Source organism: Sphingomonadaceae bacterium OTU29LAMAA1, from assembly GCA_024072375.1.
Lineage (GTDB): Bacteria > Pseudomonadota > Alphaproteobacteria > Sphingomonadales > Sphingomonadaceae > Sphingomonas.
Genome location: CP099617.1, coordinates 3,240,684 through 3,259,845 on the forward strand (window position 1 = coordinate 3,240,684; position 19,162 = coordinate 3,259,845).

The following is a 19,162-nucleotide window of genomic DNA, read 5'->3' on the forward strand; positions in this document are numbered from 1 at the left end:
GTCGCGGGTTATCCCGCCTGTTGCGCATCCCGGATCATGCCGCCGAGATACTCTTCCATCGGACCGATCACGGTATCGTGCAGCACGACGCCGGAGCCCGAGCGCAGCACCTGCTGCTGCTCGACGAGATAGGCGATCCAGCGCCGGCCGACCGTGGGCATGCAGCCGACCGCATCGAACAGGGCGGCCTCGTCCATCGCGCCGTTCGCCCGGCCGATGTAGAGCGCCAGCAGTATTTCCCACGCGAATTCGTCGAACAGCGCGGGCGGGAACAGGGCTTCGCGTCGATGCCGCGCCTGCAGCAGAGCGGCGGCGTATCGCGCATGATCGGTCATCTGTTTGCCCCCTTGCCAGACGGCCTACCATCATCGTTTCGGTGGCGAGATCAACAGGTAAACGCAGGCGCGGTCACGATCCGCGGGATTGAAGTCATGCCGTCCGGAAGCGCAAGGTGACCCGCAATCCCGGGCGCGTGTTCGTGATGTCGAGATCGGTTCCCAGTCGCTGCGCGGCCGACCGGACGATGGCGAGGCCCAGACCGCTACCGTCCTTGCTGCCGCCCCCATTGCCGCCGCCCCCATTGCCGGGGCCGTTCGCCAGCCGGACGAAGCGTTCGCCGATACGGGCAAGGTCGGCGTCGGGCAGGCCCGGCCCGTCGTCGGCGACCGCGATCGAGGTGGACGCATCGTCGGATGCGATGCTGACCGCCACCATGCCGCCGGGACGATTGTAGCGGATCGCATTGTCGAGCAGGTTGGACAGGATTTCGAACAACAACGTCCGGTGACTGGCGATGACGACGGTCTCGTCGGGTGCGTCGAGGTGCACGTCGACCCGCGCTTCAATCGCCTGCGCGATCCGGCGGTTGATGACCGCCACGGCGACCTCGCGCAGGTCGACCCGTTCGAGCGGGGGCGAGGCGCCGGCTTCCTCTGCGCGGGCGAGCGCGAGCAATTGCGTCACCAGCCGTTCGAGCCGGTCGGCGGCGTCCGCGATCTCACCCAGTGCCTGCGGATCGCCGCGCCGGGCGAGCGCGACCTGTACCTTCAGTACGGCAAGCGGGGTGCGCATCTGGTGCGAGGCATCGGCGGTGAACCGTCGTACCCCCTCGGTCGCGGTATCGAGGCGGGCGAGCAGATGGTCGAACGCGTCGGCGAGCGGGCGCAACTCGGCCGGCAGCGGCCCGGCATCGAGCGGCGACAGGTCCGGCGTCGCCCGCGTATCGCGCGACGCGACCACACCGCGCAGCCGCGACAGGGGACGCAGACTCCATGCTAGCGCCGGCCGGATCAGCAGCATCGCCACGCCGACCAGTACGATCTCGCCGATCAGCAGCGCCATCATCAGCCGCCGCTGAAGCGCGGCCCGCCCGTCGAGCGTCTCGGCGACCTGAACGATCACCGGCTCGGCGATCCGCGGCAACGCGCGACGTACCTCTGCGATGCGGATGCGCTGGTCGCGATAGCTAGCGAAGCGGAACTGCGGCGTGTCGATCGCGAGATCGGCGATGTCGGGGGCGGGCAGGTCGGCATAGCCGGTGAGCAGCCGGCCGCCGACGGCGACACGGTAATAGACGTTGTCGCGCTCGCTGTTCTCCAGCATGCCGAAGGCGGCGGCAGGCAGGTCGAGCGTCACCTCGCCGCGCTCCACCTGCACCGTCTCGGCGATCGCACCGAGGGCGCCGCCCAGCACGCGGTCGTTGGTGCGCCGGACGACGTCGGCGATCAGCGTCGCGCCCGCGAGTCCCAGCAGCAGCGCGATGACGAGCAGCGGCGCCAGCATCGTCGCGAGCAGCCGGGTGCGTAACGCCAGTGCGCCACCGCGTTCCGGGGTGCGGGGATCAGGAGACATCGAGCAGATAGCCGACACCGCGCACCGTGCGGATAGCGGGGCCGTCGGGGGCGAGCTTGCCGCGTAGACGCGTGATGTTCACCTCGATGGCGTTGGGGCCGACCGGTTCGTCGAAGCCGAACACCTCCGCCTGCAACGTCTCGCGCGTGACGATCTGGCCGGCGCGGGTGGCGAGGGCGTCCAGCACGGACAGTTCGCGGCGGCGCAGGTCCAGCACCCGGTCACCGACCCGCGCCTCTCCGGTCGAGCGGTTGAGCGCCAGCGATCCCACCACCAGCTCCGGGGTCGGATCGCCACCCCGGCGACGGCCGAGCGCGCGGATGCGGGCCTCCAGCTCCTCCGGCGCGAACGGCTTGCGGAGATAGTCGTCGGCACCCAGATCGAGCCCGCGGACACGATCGTCCAGCGCATCGCGCGCGGTCAGCATCATCACCGGCACGCGCTCGCCCCGCCGTCGCAACGCCTTCAGCACGGCGAACCCGTCCAGATCCGGCAGCCCGACGTCCAGGATCACAAGCGCGTAGTCCTCGTCTGCCGTGACCATCAGCGCGTCCTCGCCCGTCGCGACGTGATCGACCGCATGGCCCGCGATACGCAGCAGCGCGACGATGCCGCGGGCGAGCGGTGCGTCATCCTCGACGATCAGGATTCGCAAGGGGCCGGTCCGTGAAAGGTTGATGACAGCTTGCCGGTGTAGCCCATGCTCGTTGGCTTACCCGAACGTAGAGGCGGGAAGCGAGAGGAGCTTGCATGATGCACCGCCTGTTTTCGATGATGTCGATCCTGACACTGCCCGTTCTGATGCTGGCCGTGCCCGTGCCCACGGCCGCGCAGCGCCCCGCCGGCTACCCGCGTTCCTACGATGCGCTGGTGGCGGAGGCGCGGACCGAGCGGGGCGTGCACGTCTACGGCAACGCCGACGCGTCGGCGATGGCAACGGTGATCGCGGCGTTCCAGCGCACCTGGCCCGGCGTCAGCGTGACCTACAGCGACCTCGAATCGCATGATATCTATCGCCGCGTCGTCGCGGAGACGCGTGCCCGCCGTCCCACCGCGGATCTCGTCTGGTCGTCGGCGATGGATCTGCAGGCGAAGCTGATCAACGACGGCTATGCGCAAAGCTATCAGAGCCCCGAAAAGCCCGCGCTGCCGCCCGCCGCGGTGTGGAAGAACATGGGCTATGGCGTCACCGCCGAACCGGTCGCCTTCGTCTACAACAAGCGACTGATCGCCCCCGCCGACGTGCCGCACACGCACGAGGCGTTCGAGCGGCTGCTGCGTGCCCGCCGTGCCGCCTTCGCGGGCAAGGTCGCGACCTATGACCCGGCACGATCCAACGTCGGCTATCTGTACCTGACCGAGGATTATGCGATCACCCGCGACACCCGCTCGCTGCTTCGGGCGATCGCGGCGACGCGGCCGCTGCTGTCGCGTACCACGGGACCGATGCTGGACGCGGTCGCCAGCGGGCGTGCGGCGATCGCGTACAATGTCGTCGGGCCCTATGCGCTGACCCGCGCCCGCCGCGATCCCCGGATCGGCGTCGTCTTCCCGCGTGATTACGCCCTGGTCGCCTCTCGCGTCGCCTTCATCGCGCGCGATGCCCGGCATCCGGCGGCGGCGCGGCTGTTCCTCGATTTCCTGCTGTCGCGTACCGGGCAGACGCTGCTCGCGCGGCAATGGCTGCTGCCGGTGCGCACCGACGTGCGCGCGCCGCGTCTGGGAGCTGACCGCGCCCGACCGATCCGCGTCGGACCGCAGCTGCTCGTCAATCTCGACTCGATCAAGCGGCGGCGCTTCCTCGCCGACTGGACCGCCATCCTCTCCGAAGGAGCCCTCGTAAAATGACCCTGTTGCGTACCGGTTGCGCGCTGATCGCGCTCGTCGTCCCCACCCCGGCGCTGGCCCAGATACCCAGCGCGGACGAACTGGCGACCCTCGTCCGCGCGCAGGCCGCGGAGATCGCGGCATTGAAGGCGCGTCTCGACCGGTTGGAGGGCGCGCAACAGGTCGCGGCCATGCCGGCGCCCGCCACCCCAGGTACGGTGGCACCCACCTCCGCTAGCGCCCCCGCGCCGGTGCAGGTCGCGCAGCAGACCCGTCGCCCGCAGGTCACCGCGCCGTTCGCGCCGCAACTCGTGCCCCCCGGACCCGCCGAGCGCGACGTGGCGCGGGCGCGCGAGGCGAACGATGCCGGCGTCACTACAGAATGGGGCGCGGGGCTGCCGGTGTTCCACTCGGCGGACGGCGTCTACACGTTCAAGCCGCGCGGCCGCATCCTGACCGATGTCAGTTCCAGCTTCGGGTCGAAATATGACGGCCGCAACATCACCACGACGGGGATGCGCGCGCTTCGGCTGGGACTGGAGGGCGGCGTCGGCACGCACTTCTTCTACCAGTTCGAAAGCGACTTCTCCGAGAACGAGGTCGATGTCGTCACCGCCTTCATCGGCTGGCGGAACCGCATCGCGGCGGGCCTCGATTACGATGTCCGCGCCGGCCATCTGTTCAACGATCGCGCCTTCGAAGGGTCGACGGGGTCGGATTCGACGCCGTTCATGGAACGCAGCACCGTCTCCACCGCCATCATTCCGCAGCGCGGCTTCTATGGCATCGGCATCATGCCGCGCCTGTTCTGGAAGACCGGCCACGCGTCGCTGACCGTCACCGGCGACCGCGTCGACGGCAATCAGGCGGTCAGCGACAGCCGCACGCTGCTCGGGCGCGTCCACTGGAACCCGATCAAGACCGCGAGCGGCGTGCTCCACCTCGGCCTGTGGGGCTTCGACGAGTCGCTGTCGAGCGCGGCGACGACGCTGACCCGCAACACGGTGATCGGAGGTCGCTTCAACGGCGCGCTGCGCGTGTCGAGCGGGCCGCTGATCGGCGGCACCGGCACCACCGGCTATGGCGCGGAACTGGGCGGCTATGCCGGACCGGTCTGGATCATGGGAGAGGCCGGGCGACGCAACGCGCGGCTCGACGGCGGCCGGCCGGACTTCGTCAGCAAGGCGTGGAGCCTGTCGGGCGGCTGGTTCATCACCGGCGACCTGCCGCCGTACAATCCGCGTCTCGGCAGCTTCGGCCAGCCCCATGTCCTCGATCCGCTGTTCGAGGGCGGGGCGGGCGCGATCGAGCTGACCGCGCGCTACGAGAATCTCGACTTCACCGACCTGCTGACCGGCGGCGAGGGCTGGGCGGCGACCGTCGGCGTCAACTGGTATCTGAACAGCTTCACCCGCATCCAGGTCAACGCGATCCACTGGAACACCGACAATCGCAGCGGCGCCTTTATCGGCCCCGACGACGGCGAGACGGTCAGCGCCCGTGTCGCGGTGACCTTCTGATGCCGTTCCGCTCCACCTCCTGCCAAGGAAGCATCGCATGAGCCTTGCCCTGTACGGCTTCCTGATGGTCGCCACCTTCATGACCCTCATCATGACGAAGCGGATGACGCCGCTCGTCGCGTTGATCGTCGTTCCCACCATCTTCGCGCTGATCGCCGGCTTCGCGGGCGGCGTCGGCGACATGATGATCGACGGCATCAAGAACCTCGCGCCGACCGGCGTGATGCTGCTGTTCGCGATCCTCTTCTTTTCGATCATGACCGACACCGGCCTGTTCGATCCACTGGTCAACCGCCTGTTGCGGCTGGTCCACGGCGATCCGTTGAAGATCCTGATCGGCACCGTTGCCCTGTGCGCGATGGTCAGCCTGGATGGCGACGGGTCGACGACCTACATCATCACGATCGCCGCGCTGCTGCCGCTGTACAAGCGGTACGACATGAACCGGCTGTATCTGTGCTGCCTGTTGATGACGACCAGCGGCATCATGAATTTGACCCCTTGGGGCGGACCGACCGCGCGTGCGGCGAGCGCGCTGAAGCTCGATCCGGCGACGTTGTTCCTGCCGTTGATCCCCGGCATGATCGCGGGGCTCGGCTTTCTGGTCGGACTGGCGATCTGGTTCGGGCGGAAGGAGCGGGCCCGCATCGGCCACGTCAAGACGAACGAGCCGACCGCGTTCAGCGGCATGGCGGTGTCGCAGTTCCCGGAGGCGCGCCGGCCGCACCTGCGCTGGTTCAACGGCGCGCTGACGGTGGTGCTGCTCGCCGGGCTGGTATCGGGCATCCTGCCGCTGTCGGTGCTGATGATGCTGGCGTTCGCGGTGGCGATGATCGTCAACTATCCGCAGGTCGCCGAGCAGAAGGAGCGGATCGCCGCGCATGCCGGCAACGTCCTGTCGGTCGTGTCGCTGATCTTCGCCGCGGGCATCTTCACCGGCATCCTGTCCGGCACCGGCATGGTGGAGGCGATGAGCAAGGAGGTCGTCGGCTTCATCCCGCCGGTGATGGGTCCCTATATGGCGCCGATCACCGCATTGCTCAGCCTGCCGTTCACCTTCTTCATCTCCAACGACGCCTTTTATTTCGGGATGCTGCCGATCCTGGCGGAGGCGGGGACGCATTACGGGGTGGAGCCGATGGCGATCGCGCGTGCGTCGCTGATGGGACAACCGGTCCATCTGCTCAGCCCGCTGGTGCCGTCGACCTATCTGCTGGTCAGTCTGGCGGGCGTCGATCTGGCCGACCACCAGCGTTTCACGCTGATCCCGGCGGTGATGGTATGCGCGGTGATGACCGTCGTCGGCATGCTGGTCCTCGCCTTCCCGTTCGTCGGGTGATCCGATGAATACGCCCGGCCCCGTGCAGGAGATCGCATCATGATCCGTCGATCCATTCCCCTCGTCCTGCTCCCCGCCATGGGTTGCGACGGGCAACTCTGGGCGCGGCAGGTGGTCGACCTCGGCGATGTCGCGCATCCCGAACTGGGCGACCTCACCGTCGACGATACGCTGGCGGGCATGGCGGCGCGCGTGCTCGCCTATGCGCCCCCGCGATTCGCGGTCGCGGGGGTCAGCCTCGGCGGCTACGTGGCGTTGGAAATGGTGCGACAGGCACCGGAGCGGATCGACCGCATCGCGCTGTTCGGCACCCGCGAGACGATGCGGATGCGGCCCCGCACCGTGCGCGAGCAGGGGATGCTCGCGACCGCGCCACACGCCGACCCGATGCTGACCTCGATCATCAGCGGGCCGGTGCAGGCGATGGCAGAGCGGGTGGGGGCCGAGGTGTTCGAACGCCAGCAGCGTGCGTTGCTCGCCCGGCCGGATATCGGCCCTGCGATCGACGCCGTGCACGTGCCGACACTGGTCGCAGTGGGCGACCGCGACCGCATCTGCCTGCCGGACGACGCGCGAGCGCTTGCCGATCACATTCCCGACGCCCGCTTTCACGAACTGCGCCATTGCGGACATCTCGCGCCGATGGAGCGGCCCGGCGAGGTGACGATGCTGCTGCGGGAATGGCTGCAATCTGGGGTCCGGCCGCCGTCCTGAGGGCAGAACCCAATGATGAAACGGACGCAACATCATAAGGTATTGATACAGATCAACTACCGGAAACAACGGCTTCTCTGATCGTTACACCGGCCTAACGAAATGGGGCCGCCTTGTTCATAATGCATTTGGCTTTGGGGGGCTGCCTGAAGGCCCCTCCGATCGATTTTGGCATTACGGCGGATTCCGGGGGCCATCTGGCCTATGTGATGGACGCAGCGCTGGCACAGGCGGCGCTGACGGACGTCGAGCAGGTCACGCTCGTGACGCGAAGCTTCGCGGAGGAGAACCTGCCGTCGAACCACGCCATGGCTCGCGAAATCGTCGCTGATCGGGTGACGATCGACCGGATTGCGACCGACAGTCCACGTTATCTCGAGAAAGAGGCGCTTGCGGCCGAACTGCCGGCATTCTGCTCGGCGTTCTGTCGGTATCTCGATATGCTGCCGGTTTTGCCCGACGTCATCCACGCGCATTTTGCCGACGCGGTCGTGGCAGCGATCGAGGCTCGCCGGCGCTTCGGGATTCCATTCGTCTATACGCCGCACGCGCTGGCCATCGACAAGCGTGGGCAAGGGCTGGGCGATGCGGGTCTCGACGCGCGGATCGCGGCCGAGCGACGGGCGATCGCGCAAGCAGACGCCTTGATCGTCTCCACCCATGATGAGGCCGACCGGCAGGTGCGGGCTTACGGCGTGGCGGTGGACGACCGCATCCGCTGCATCGCGCCGGGTGTGCCACAGCGCGAGAGCAACCCCGATGCTCCGACGTTGGTCGATCGGCTTGGCGAGATGGTCGACCGACCTGACCTGCCGATCATTCTCGCCATCGCGCGACCCGTCGCCAAGAAGAACCTCGCCGGTCTCGTCCGCGCGTATGCGGCCGATCCGCTGTTGCAGGCGCAGGCTAACCTCGTGATCCTTGCCGGGCAGGACGACGGCCGTGCTTCGGCGGAGGAACGTGCGGTGCGAGCGGACCTGCACCGGTTGTGCGCCACTCCCGCTTTGCGAGGTCGCGTCGCCCTGCCGGCGCGACACGACGCAGCCGATGTGACGGCATTGTACCGCCGCGCGGCGGCAGGCGGCGTATTCGTCAATCCGGCGCTGCACGAACCGTTCGGGCTGACCCTGATCGAAGCGGCGGAAGCGGGCGTGCCGGTCGTCGCCACCCGCCACGGTGGCCCCCGCGAGATCCTGGCGACCATCGGCCACGGGCTGTTGGTCGACCCGCGCGACACTGCCGCCATCGCCGTTGCGTGCCGGGAGGTGATCGGAGACGCCGCCGCGCATGCTCGCTTCCGCGTCGCCGCTCTGGCGAACCATCATCGCTACGACTGGCGCCGCTATGCGGCCGAATCGGTAGCGGTCTACCGCAGCCTGCGAAGGCAGGCGGCGTTGCTCGCGTGCGATATCGACCACACGCTGACAGGCTGCGCCGCGAGTGCCGAAGCATTCTCGCAATGGCGGCGGGCCAGCGCATTGCACTTCGTCGTCGCCACCGGCCGATCGTTCGCCGAGGCACGGGCAGTGCTGGCGCAATGGCATCTGCCGGAGCCGGATGCCTTCATCACCGATGTCGGAACGCGGATCATGCTCGTCGGGCCGGATGGCACGTGGCGGGCGTGCGACGCGTACGGACGGTCGCTGGATGCAGATTGGGATATGCCTGGGGTCCGGGCCGCGCTGGAACCACTGGATCTCACTCCCCAGGCGGAGGCGACGGCCGGTCCGCACAAGCTCAGCTTCTTCGGCGATGCGGTAGATGCGGCAGCTATCCGGACGGCGCTGTCGGCGGAGGGACTGTCGGCGCGCGTGATTTTTTCGCACGGACGGCTGATCGATGTGCTGGCACCTGCAGGCGGCAAGGCGGCAGCAATCGCAGCCTATGCGGCACGTGTCGGTCTGACGCTGGCGGATTGCATCGCGGCGGGGGATAGCGGCAACGATATCGACATGCTGGAACGCTGCGGCACGGCGATCGTCGTCGGCAATGCCGGTCACGAACTCGCCGGCCTCACGCCGCGCCCCGGCCTGTACCGGGCGAAGCGGCATCATGCCGCGGGTGTGATCGAGGGGCTGGAGCGGCTGGGCCTGGCGACCCCTCCGTCGAAGATCGCCGCATGACGCGCCCGTTCGGTTATTTCGTCCATCATCAGGGTCGCGGCCATGCCGAACGCTGCGCCGCGATCGCGCACGCGTTGCCGGTGGACCGGCCGCTGACGATCTTCTGCGCGCGCGACGACATCTTCCCGCCCTTGCCGGCTCAGGCGACGATCGTCCGCATCCCGTCGCTGTTCGAGCCGACCGGGGGAGAACTCGCCTCGGCGGACTGGGTGCCGACTCCGTCGACCTTGCACTGCGCGCCGCTCGGCTGGCCCGGCATCCGCGAGGCGATGGCGACGATGGCATGCTGGTTCGTCGAGGCGAACCCGGCGCTGATGATCTGCGACGTGTCGGCAGAGGTCGCGCAGCTTGCGCGCATCTGCAGCGTGCCGCACGTCAAGGTGCTGCAACACGGCGACCGCAGCGATGCCGGTCATCGTGCCGCCTATGATGGTGCGGCCGGGCTGCTCGCCGCCTTCCACGCCGATCTCGCGCAGCCCGAATGGGACGCCGACATGCGCGCGCGCACCTGCTTCGCCGGCGGACTCGGCGTTGATACGCGCGTGCCGGAGCGCGAACTTGCACGCCAGCGGATCGGCGTCGGTCCGGACGAAGAGGTGATCCTGGTCATGGCGGGCGGCGGCGGCGGCGGCTTCGGTCAGGCGCCGCTGGGCGTCGGTGCACGTAGCCGTCCCGCTGCGCGCTGGATGACGATCGGCCCCGTGGTCCGCGACTGGCACGCGACCGAGCCGACCAACATCGAGCATCGCGGCTGGGTGGACAATGCGGCCGATCACGTCGCCGCGGCGGACCTCGTCATCGCTTCTACCGGCAACACGACGTGTCAGCAGATCCTCGCCGCTACCCGGCCGTGGCTGGCGGTGCCGGAGTGGCGCTATTTCGATGAACAGCATCGCAAGGCCGATGCGCTCGCTGCGGCCGGCGTCGCCTGCGTGCGCCCGCATCTGCCGTCTTCCGCCGATGCCTGGACGCAGGCGATCGTCGAGACGCTGGTTACGCATCGACCCGAACGGCAGCGCGCGATGATCGCCGATGCGCCCGCCGCGGATGCCGCCGCATGGCTGGAGATGCTGGCTGCGCGGCTATGGCCGGAACGGGTCGCCATCGCCGATCCCGAACTTTCGATCTGACCGGAGTATCGCCCATGTCCGTTTCCGTCGTTACGCTGGCCGGTGGCCGGCCCGATCATCTTCGCAACCTCGTCATCGGTCTGACCCGGCAGACGCAACCGCCGGTCGAACTGATCGTCGCGGTTATCCAGGACAGTGCCTATGATCTTCCGGACGCACCGTTCCCGATCCGGCAACTGATGATCGCGGGCGGCGATCTGCCGCTCGCCACCGCCCGCAACGCCGCGGCCGGTGCGGCAAAGGGCGATTCGCTGATCTTTCTCGACATGGACTGCATCCCGACGCCGACACTGGTCGCCGATTATGCACGCCGGCTGGCCGAACTCGACGGATTGCTGATGGGCGAGGTGATGTACCTGCCCGGCGGCGCGACCGCAGGCACTTGGGACAGCGCGGGGTTCGCGGATGTCGCCGTACGCCATTCCGACCGGCGCGGGCCGCCGGCAGAGGGGATCGAACTGTGTAACGACTATCGCTGCTTCTGGTCGCTCAACTTCGCTATGCGACGCGATACCTTTCTGCGCGTCGGCGGCTTTCATGAGGGCTATCGCGGCTACGGCGGTGAGGACACGGACTTCGGCAAGGTACTCGACACCGCCGGCGTGCCGATCGCCTGGATCAGGGGCGGGCTGGTCCATCACCAATATCACCCCCATCACATGCCGCCGGTCCACCATATCGACAGCGTCGTGCGCAATGCGCAGCTGTTCGAGACACGCTGGGGCTACCGGACCATGGGACACTGGCTCTACGCCTTTCGCCTGATGGGACTTGTCGACGATGCCGAAGGCGCGCCGATCCGCATCCTGCGCCGCCCCGACGCCGACGATTTCGCGCTGACCGGGCAGCAAAGTCATCAGCCTTATGCCAATACCGCAAGCGTGATCCGGGTGCTGGAGGCGCGTGCGATGGATACGGATCGCGTCGCTGCATGAGGATCGCGTTACTCGCCCATGTCCGACAGCGGATCGCACAACCGTTCATGGGCGGGATGGAGTCGCACAGCTGGTATCTGGCGGAGGGGCTCGCCGCACGCGGACACGATGTCGTGCTGTTCGCGGCCGGCGACAGCGACCCTCGCTTCACGATCGATCCGGTGATCGACCGGCATTACGAACGAACGTTCCCCTGGGCGGAGCATCGCGGATCGGCGCCACTGATCGCGCATCTCGACGCCGGCTATGATGCGGCGTGCGATCGGATCGCAGCCGGCGGGTTCGACGTCGTGCACAACAACAGCTTGCACCGCTTTCCGATCGAGCCCGCGCGGACCGCGCGCGTGCCCACAGTTACCTCGCTCCACGTCCCTCCTTATGACGCGCTGCACTGGTTCGTGAAGGCAAGCCCGGCGCCGACCCACCGCCTTACGGTGACGTCACACAGTCAGTTGTGCGCGTGGTTCCCCGACGGCCCGCCGCCCGAAGCGTCGGTGTTGCACAACGGCATCGATCCCGCCGCATGGCCGTTTGCCGATACCGGCAAAGGAGCGATCTGGTGCGGCCGGATCACGCCCAACAAGGGGACGCATTTCGCAGCGCAGGCGGCGCTGCGTGCGGACGTGCCGCTGACGCTGTTCGGGTCGATCGAGGACCCTGAGTATTTCGCGGCGGAGGTCGAGCCGCTGCTGGGGCCGAAGGTGCGTTACGGCGGCCATCTGGAGGGCGACGCGCTGGCGACCGAATTGGGCAAGGCGGGGGTGTTCGTTTTCACGCCATGCTGGGACGAACCATTCGGGCTGGTCGCGATCGAGGCGATGGCCTGCGGCTTGCCGGTCGCGGCTTTCGATCGCGGTGCGGCACGCGAGGTGATCGGTGAAGCGGGGATGTTCGCGCCTGCAGACGATGTCGCGGCGCTGGCGGGAGCGATCCGGGATGCCATCACGATCCCCCGTACATCTGCGCGTGCGCGCGTCGAGCGGCTGTTCACGCGCGATATCTGGCTCGACCGCTGCGAGGGGCTGTATGCCGGGGTCTCGCAGGCGCGGCTGCTCGCGGCATGACGACGATCGATGTTGTGGCACGACAGCAGGCGGCGCTGCTGGCGATGTATCAACGCCACGTCGGCTTGGGCGACCGTTACGCGCTGGTCGACTTTCCCGATCACGCCAATGTCGGCGACAGCGCGATCTGGCTGGGCGAGGTGACGATGTTACGCCGCCTCACCGGCAAGGATCCCGATTACGTCTGCACCTGGGACGGCTTCGATATGGCGGCGTTCTGCGCCGCGAGCCCACACGGCACGCTTTTCCTGCACGGCGGCGGCAATCTGGGCGACATCTGGCGTCATCACCAGTCGTTCCGCGAGCGTGTCCTGACGGAGGTGCATGGTCGATCCATCGTGCAATTGCCGCAATCCATCCACTTCCGCGATCCTCAGGGCATGGCCGCGTTCGGTGCGACGATCGCGCGACATCCGGATTTCCACCTCTATGTCCGGGACCGCCCCAGCCTCGAACTGGCGCGCGGGAGGTGGGATTGCCCGGTCGATCTCGCTCCCGACAGCGCCTTCGCCCTCGGGCGGCAGGTGCGCGGGGCGGCGGATCGCGGTATACTGATGCTGATGCGCACCGACGACGAACGCGTCGCGCACGATCCGGCGACGCTGGGTGAGACGGATGATGCCATGGTAGTCGACTGGTTGGATGATGGACCTTTGCCGTCGGTCCGCGGGGACGAGACGCGGGCGGATCATTACGGGCGGCTCGCCGCGGCGCGTGTCGATCGCGGGCTGGCGTTGCTGTCGCGCGGACGGCGGATCGTCACCGACCGGCTCCACGCGCATATCCTCGCGCTCCTGCTCGACATCCCGCATGTCGCACTGGACAATGACTACGGCAAGCTGTCCGCCTATATCGCTGCGTGGACGGCGCAATCGCCGCTGCTGGACCGCGCAAGGCGGGCATGACCCACGTCAGCCTGCTGCTGTGCACGCGCGACCGCGGCATTTCGCTAGATCGCACGCTGGCGTCGATCACCCGTGCCGCGGATGGATTCGACGGCTTGCAAGTGATCGTGGTCGACAATGGATCGATCGACGATACGACTACGCGGCTGGCGGTGTGGCGTGTGCAACAACGGTTCACGGTGACGATCGTGGAAGAGTCGAGGCCGGGATTGGCCCGGGCGCGCAACGCCGGACTGGCACGAGCGACGGGGCGTATCGTCGCGATGACCGACGACGATTGCGTCCTTGATCGCAGCTTCTTCGCACTGCTGGTTCAGCGCTTCGCCGACGTGCCTGCGCCAATGGTGATCGGCGGCCGCATTCTACTTGGCGACGAGGCCGATCTGCCGGTGACGATCAAGGTGGAAGATCATGCGATGCTCGCCTCCCCTGACGCGTTTCCCGGCGGCTTCGTGATGGGCGCCAACCTCGCATTCACGCGCGACGTCGTGGATCGGGTCGGGCCGTTCGACGAGCGCTTCGGCGCCGGCGCGCGGTTCGTAGCCGCGGAAGATACAGACTTCCTGTTCCGCGCGATGGGGTGCGGGGTCCCGGTCCGCTACGATCCGCACTTCGTCGTCGCGCATCACCATGGCCGTCGGTCGCCCGCCGCGCTCCGCACTTTGCTCGCGGGCTATGCGTTCGGCGACGGCGCGCTTTACGCCAAGCATATCCTCTACGACGCGCGGATCGTCCGCACGCTGTTCAGGGACATCGGCAACGTTGTCGGGGATTTGCGGGCGGGGCCACGGCCGTTCGAGTCGATCCGCTTTTTCCACGCCTTTCGGCTATGCAACATCGTCCGGGGTCTCGCAGTCTACATATGGGCCGCTATGCGCGAGAGGATGTCCGTCGCCCCCGCCCGGCGGGTACACAGGCGACGTCCGATTGCCGGACGATCAGCATAGGCTCCACTGGATGATCGCCGCCGCTATCGGTTTCTCCCGCCAGGATCGCCAGCAATTTGCCTGACGCCGCAGCGCCCATCTCACGAACGGGCAGACGCACGGACGTCAGATTGGGCCACATCCGTGCTGCCATCGGCAGATCGTCGAAACCGATGATGGACAGGTCGTCGGGCAAATTCAGGCCCCGCTCCCGCGCGGCCTGCATCACGCCGATCGCCATGTCGTCGTTCAGCACGAAGACTGCCGTGGGGGGGAGAGGTAGTTCTAGGAGGCGGTGGCCGGCGATGACGCCGCCCTCGAACGTATAGCCGCCCGCCACATCGCAGGCGGGATCAATCGCGATTCCCCGGTCGCGCAACGCGGTGACGAACGCCTGTCCACGTTCGTGCGAGGACAGATAGCCGACCGGCCCGCGGACGAGGGCGATGTGGCGATGGCCCAGGTCCGCGAGGCGCAACGCCGCCTGTCGCGCGCCCGAACGGTCGTTGCTCACCACCATGACCGCAGGCTCATCCAGCGGAGCGCAGGCGATACGGATGTAGGGGCAGCGGGTTTGGCGTAATAGTGTCACGAGGCTCTCGTCTTCGGACAGCGGCGGCGGGAGGATGACGCCGTCCAGGCGCTGGCGTTCGATGAAGCTGCGGATATCGTCGAGCAGCGTCGGCGCCTCCTGCCGGCAGGGATGGACGACCAGTTCCATCCCCGCAGGCCGCAACACGTCCAGGATGCCGAGCTGCATGTTGACGACATAGGTGGGGCTGGGATTTTCGTAGATCAGGCCGACGAGGAACGACCGGCCGAGTGCCAGACTGCGCGCCTGAGGATTGGGGCTGAAGTGCAGTTCGCGGATCGCGCGCTCGACCCGTTCGACCATTGCCGGCTTGACGCCGGTTTCGCGATTGATGACGCGCGACACCGTTTTCTTCGACACGTGCGCATGGTCCGCGACGTCCGTGATCGTTGCGCGCCGCTGCGGCACCGTCCGGCGCTTCGTGTCGTCTGTCACTGCCCCGCCTGCTCCTTCGTTGCCCCTTCCTAGCGGCGGTCGTGGCGCGGTGCCAAGTCGCGTCCGGTATCGTCGGCCGCCGCGGCAGCGATCAGGGCATCGGCGATCTGGCGGTACGATGCGGCATGCGGATCGACATGCGCGGCATGGATCAGGCCCAGCGTCCGGGTGAAATCGAACCCTTCGAGGGCGACCCGCGCGACGCCGGGTTCGCGAAAGCCGTCGGGCATCACCGTCACGCCCATTCCCGCCCGGACATAGCTCAACGCCTTGTCGTCGCTGGTGGTGCGCGCCGGGAAGAACGGCCGGATACCACGCGCGGTGAAGAAGCGGCTCGTTTCTGACAGCAATTCGCAGTGGCGGCGGACGATCATCGGGTCGTTGAGCAGTTCCTCGACCCGGACGCTGCCGCGCGTCGCGAGCGGATGCGCCGCGCCCAGCGCCAGCGCATAGCCCTCGGTCAGGATCGGCCGCAGCGTATCGGCATCGTCGTCGTCGCGGACGATCGTCAGCGCGGCGTCGACGCGGCCGCGCGCCAGCCGGCCGCGCAAGTCGCGTTCGCTGCCCTCGACGATTTCGATCCGGTCGCCGGTGGGGAAGGCGCGGCGTTCGCGCAGGACATGCTCGATCCAGCGCCTCGGCGTCGTCGACAGAACCCCCAGCCGGATGGTGCGCACGTCGACCGTGCCGGCGACCTCGCGTTCCGCGGCGGCGAATTCCCCCTCGATCATCCGGGCATGCGCCAGCAGTCGGACACCGGCCTCGGTCAGCTCGACCCGTCGATTGGTGCGGTTGAACAGGGGGCGACCCAGCGCCGCTTCCATCCTGGCGATGCCGACCGACAGCGTCGGCTGCGACACGTTGCATGCCGCCGCCCCGCGCGAGAAATTGCCGGTGTCCACAACCGACAGGAAATAGCGCAGGTGATAGCGGTCGATCATAGACAGGCTCTATGCTCTTCTTCCGGCCCTTTCAATTTTGCGGGCGGCCCGGATCGTCCTACACGTCATGGCAACGACAGGCAGGAGAGTGAGATGGCAGAGCTGGACTTCGGGCTCGGCGAGATGGCGGACACGATCCGCGATACGACACGCCGCTTCGCGCTCGACCGGATCGAGCCGATCGCCGCGCGGGTCGATGCAGAGGACAGCTTCCCCCGGGAATTGTGGCCCGAGATGGGTGCGCTCGGCCTGCATGGCATTACCGTCGAGGAGGAAGACGGCGGGTTGGGCCTCGGCTACCTCGAGCATCTGATCGCGTGCGAGGAGATCAGCCGTTCCTCCGCCTCGGTCGGACTGAGCTACGGCGCGCATTCCAACCTGTGCGTCAACCAGATCCGCCGCTGGGGCAATGCCGAGCAGAAGGCGAAGTATCTGCCCAGGCTCATTTCCGGCGAGCATGTCGGCAGCCTGGCAATGTCGGAAGCCGGTGCCGGATCGGACGTCGTATCGATGAAGCTGCGCGCCGACAGGGTCGATGGCGGATATCGGCTGAACGGCACCAAGTTCTGGATCACCAACGCGCCGTATGCCGACACGCTGGTGGTATATGCGAAAACCATCCCCGATGCGGGATCGAAAGGCATCACCGCGTTCCTGATCGAGAAGGGGATGCCCGGTTTCTCGATCGGCCAGAAGATCGACAAGGTCGGCATGCGCGGGTCGCCGACCGCCGAGCTGGTCTTCGACGATTGCTTCGTCGCCGACGAACAGGTCATGGGGCCGCTGAACGGCGGCGTCAAAGTGCTGATGTCGGGTCTGGACTATGAACGCGTCGTGCTGTCGGGCATCCAGCTCGGCATCATGCAGGCGTGCCTCGACGTCGTCCTGCCCTATGTCCGCGAGCGCAGGCAGTTCGGCCGGCCGATCGGCGAATTCCAGCTGATGCAGGCGAAGGTCGCAGACATGTACGTCGCGCTCAATACGTCGCGCGCCTATGTCTATGCGGTCGCCAAGGCGTGCGACGCGGGACGGACGACGCGGTTCGATGCGGCCGGGTGTATCCTGTTCGCGTCGGAGAATGCGGTGAAGGTCGCGAACGAGGCGATCCAGGCGCTGGGCGGCGCGGGTTACACCAAGGATTGGCCGGTCGAACGCTATTGGCGCGACGCCAAACTGCTCGATATCGGGGCCGGGACCAACGAGGTGCGGCGGATGCTCGTCGGACGCGAGCTGATCGGTCACGACGCCCCGAAAGCGCAGTAATGACGACGCTATCCACGCTGATCGACCCGACTTCGGACGATCACCGGGCAAACGCCGCGCATAATCGCGCGCTTGCCGAAACGCTGCGCGCCAATGTGGCGCAGACCGCGCTGGGCGGGTCGGAGCAGCATCGCGCGCGCCACGTAGCGCGCGGCAAGCTGTTGCCCCGCGACCGGGTGGAGCGGTTGCTCGATCCGGGTTCGCCGTTTCTGGAGGTCGGGGCGCTGGCGGCGAACGGCCTGTACGACGATGGCGCGCCGGGCGCGGGGGTGATCGCCGGGATCGGCCGGGTGTCGGGTCGCGAGTGCATGATCCTTGCCAACGATGCGACGGTGAAGGGCGGCGCCTACTTCCCGATGACGGTGAAGAAGCATCTGCGTGCGCAGGAGATCGCGCAGCAGAACCGGCTGCCGTGCATCTATCTGGTCGATAGCGGCGGTGCGAACCTGCCGCATCAGGCGGAGGTGTTCCCGGACCGCGAGCATTTCGGCCGCATCTTCTTCAACCAGGCGCAGATGTCGGCGGAGGGGATTCCGCAGATCGCCTGCGTGATGGGGAGCTGTACCGCAGGCGGAGCCTATGTGCCCGCTATGTCGGACGAGACGGTGATCGTGCGCAATCAGGGCACGATCTTCCTCGCCGGACCGCCATTGGTGAAGGCGGCGACGGGCGAGGTGATCTCGGCCGAGGAACTGGGCGGGGCGGACACGCATGGCCGCAAGTCGGGCGTGGTCGATCACGTCGCCGAGAACGACGAACATGCGCTGCTGATCGTCCGCGACATCGTCGCGACGTTCAACACACCCAAGTCGGTCGATATCGAGATCACCGCGCCGCGTCCGCCGAAGCTGGACCCGCAGGAGCTGTACGGCATCGTGCCGCAGGACGTGCGTGCGCCGTACGACGTGCGCGAGGTGATCGGGCGGATCGTCGACGGGTCGGAATTTCATGAGTTCAAGGCGCTGTATGGCACCACCCTCGTCTGCGGGTTCGCGCGCATCTGGGGCATGCCGGTCGCGATCCTCGCCAATAACGGCGTGCTGTTTTCCGAATCGGCGCTGAAGGGTGCGCATTTCATCGAGCTGGCGTGCCAGCGGCGGGTGCCGTTGCTGTTCCTGCAGAACATTTCCGGCTTCATGGTCGGCGGCAAATACGAGGCGGAGGGGATCGCCAAGAACGGCGCGAAGCTGGTCACCGCGGTCGCCACCGCGTCGGTGCCGAAGATCACGGTGCTGATCGGCGGCAGTTTCGGCGCGGGCAATTACGGCATGTGCGGGCGTGCCTATAGTCCGCGATTCCTGTTCACCTGGCCCAATGCCCGTATCTCGGTGATGGGCGGCGAGCAGGCGGCGAGCGTGCTGGCCACCGTCCACCGCGACGCCGAGACGTGGACGCCCGAACAGGCCGAGGCCTTCAAGGCGCCGGTCCGCCAGCGATACGAGGATGAGGGCAATCCCTATTACGCCACCGCACGGCTGTGGGACGATGGCATCATCGATCCCGTGCAGACCCGCGACGTGCTGGGCCTTGCCTTTTCCGCCACGCTGAACGCGCCGATCCCCGAGCGCGCGCAGTTCGGCCTGTTCCGGATGTGATG

At 67.5% G+C, this 19,162-nt stretch carries 17 protein-coding genes; 12 read left to right on the plus strand and 5 right to left on the minus strand.

The features are described from left to right. Positions 1-8: 8 nt before the first annotated feature. The 3 genes from NF699_15535 to NF699_15545 form a co-directional block, all read right to left on the minus strand. Positions 9-335 (minus strand): hypothetical protein, encoded by a 327-nt coding sequence (locus NF699_15535; GenBank protein ID USU04442.1) that lies wholly within the window; start codon positions 333-335, stop codon positions 9-11. Positions 336-429: 94 nt separating this feature from the next. Next, positions 430-1,851 (minus strand): sensor histidine kinase N-terminal domain-containing protein, encoded by a 1,422-nt coding sequence (locus tag NF699_15540; GenBank protein ID USU04443.1) that lies wholly within the window; start codon positions 1,849-1,851, stop codon positions 430-432. After that, positions 1,841-2,506, minus strand: coding sequence for a response regulator transcription factor (locus NF699_15545; GenBank protein USU04444.1), 666 nt, complete (start codon positions 2,504-2,506; stop codon positions 1,841-1,843). The genes NF699_15540 and NF699_15545 overlap by 11 nt, the downstream gene beginning before the upstream one ends. Before the next feature lie 95 nt (positions 2,507-2,601). On the opposite strand from NF699_15545, the gene NF699_15550 reads away from it, so the two are divergent. The 10 genes from NF699_15550 (at position 2,602) to NF699_15595 (ending at position 14,355) form a co-directional block, all read left to right on the plus strand. Then, on the plus strand, positions 2,602-3,699 hold the full coding sequence (locus NF699_15550; protein USU04445.1) for an ABC transporter substrate-binding protein: 1,098 nt from the start codon (positions 2,602-2,604) through the stop codon (positions 3,697-3,699). Then, positions 3,696-5,198, plus strand: a complete 1,503-nt coding sequence (locus NF699_15555) for a porin (GenBank protein ID USU04446.1) — start codon at positions 3,696-3,698, stop codon at positions 5,196-5,198. Before NF699_15550 ends, NF699_15555 begins: the two co-directional genes overlap by 4 nt. Before the next feature lie 37 nt (positions 5,199-5,235). Further along, positions 5,236-6,537, plus strand: a complete 1,302-nt coding sequence (locus NF699_15560; GenBank protein USU04447.1) for a CitMHS family transporter — start codon at positions 5,236-5,238, stop codon at positions 6,535-6,537. A gap of 39 nt (positions 6,538-6,576) precedes the next feature. Next, positions 6,577-7,251, plus strand: coding sequence for an alpha/beta hydrolase (locus tag NF699_15565; protein ID USU04448.1), 675 nt, complete (start codon positions 6,577-6,579; stop codon positions 7,249-7,251). Between the two features lie 209 nt (positions 7,252-7,460). After that, positions 7,461-9,374 (plus strand): glycosyltransferase, encoded by a 1,914-nt coding sequence (locus NF699_15570; protein USU04449.1) that lies wholly within the window; start codon positions 7,461-7,463, stop codon positions 9,372-9,374. Next, the gene (locus NF699_15575; protein ID USU04450.1) at positions 9,371-10,504 is read left to right on the plus strand and encodes a hypothetical protein; all 1,134 of its coding nucleotides are present in this window, start codon (positions 9,371-9,373) and stop codon (positions 10,502-10,504) included. The genes NF699_15570 and NF699_15575 overlap by 4 nt, the downstream gene beginning before the upstream one ends. 14 nt (positions 10,505-10,518) lie before the next feature. Continuing rightward, the gene (locus NF699_15580) at positions 10,519-11,439 is read left to right on the plus strand and encodes a galactosyltransferase-related protein (protein ID USU04451.1); all 921 of its coding nucleotides are present in this window, start codon (positions 10,519-10,521) and stop codon (positions 11,437-11,439) included. Next, positions 11,436-12,503 carry a glycosyltransferase gene (locus NF699_15585; GenBank protein USU04452.1) on the plus strand — a complete coding sequence of 356 codons (1,068 nt, stop codon included), beginning with the start codon at positions 11,436-11,438 and terminating at the stop codon, positions 12,501-12,503. Before NF699_15580 ends, NF699_15585 begins: the two co-directional genes overlap by 4 nt. Then, entirely contained in the window at positions 12,500-13,408 is a 909-nt protein-coding gene (locus NF699_15590; protein USU04453.1) for a polysaccharide pyruvyl transferase family protein, read from the plus strand. The genes NF699_15585 and NF699_15590 overlap by 4 nt, the downstream gene beginning before the upstream one ends. After that, a complete protein-coding gene (locus tag NF699_15595) occupies positions 13,363-14,355 on the plus strand; it encodes a glycosyltransferase family 2 protein (GenBank protein ID USU04454.1) in 993 nt (330 codons plus the stop codon). The genes NF699_15590 and NF699_15595 overlap by 46 nt, the downstream gene beginning before the upstream one ends. Here NF699_15595 and NF699_15600 read toward each other — a convergent pair. Both NF699_15600 and NF699_15605 read right to left on the minus strand, forming a co-directional pair. Next, complete coding sequence (locus NF699_15600; GenBank protein USU04455.1) at positions 14,279-15,361, minus strand: LacI family DNA-binding transcriptional regulator; 1,083 nt, start codon at positions 15,359-15,361, stop codon at positions 14,279-14,281. The genes NF699_15595 and NF699_15600 overlap by 77 nt on opposite strands. A gap of 29 nt (positions 15,362-15,390) precedes the next feature. After that, positions 15,391-16,302 carry a LysR family transcriptional regulator gene (locus NF699_15605; protein ID USU04456.1) on the minus strand — a complete coding sequence of 304 codons (912 nt, stop codon included), beginning with the start codon at positions 16,300-16,302 and terminating at the stop codon, positions 15,391-15,393. A 93-nt stretch (positions 16,303-16,395) separates the two neighbouring features. Between NF699_15605 and NF699_15610 the strand changes: the two genes are divergently transcribed. Next, a complete protein-coding gene (locus tag NF699_15610; GenBank protein ID USU04457.1) occupies positions 16,396-17,565 on the plus strand; it encodes an isovaleryl-CoA dehydrogenase in 1,170 nt (389 codons plus the stop codon). Beyond that, the gene (locus tag NF699_15615) at positions 17,565-19,160 is read left to right on the plus strand and encodes a methylcrotonoyl-CoA carboxylase (protein USU04458.1); all 1,596 of its coding nucleotides are present in this window, start codon (positions 17,565-17,567) and stop codon (positions 19,158-19,160) included. The genes NF699_15610 and NF699_15615 overlap by 1 nt, the downstream gene beginning before the upstream one ends. Positions 19,161-19,162: the final 2 nt, after the last annotated feature.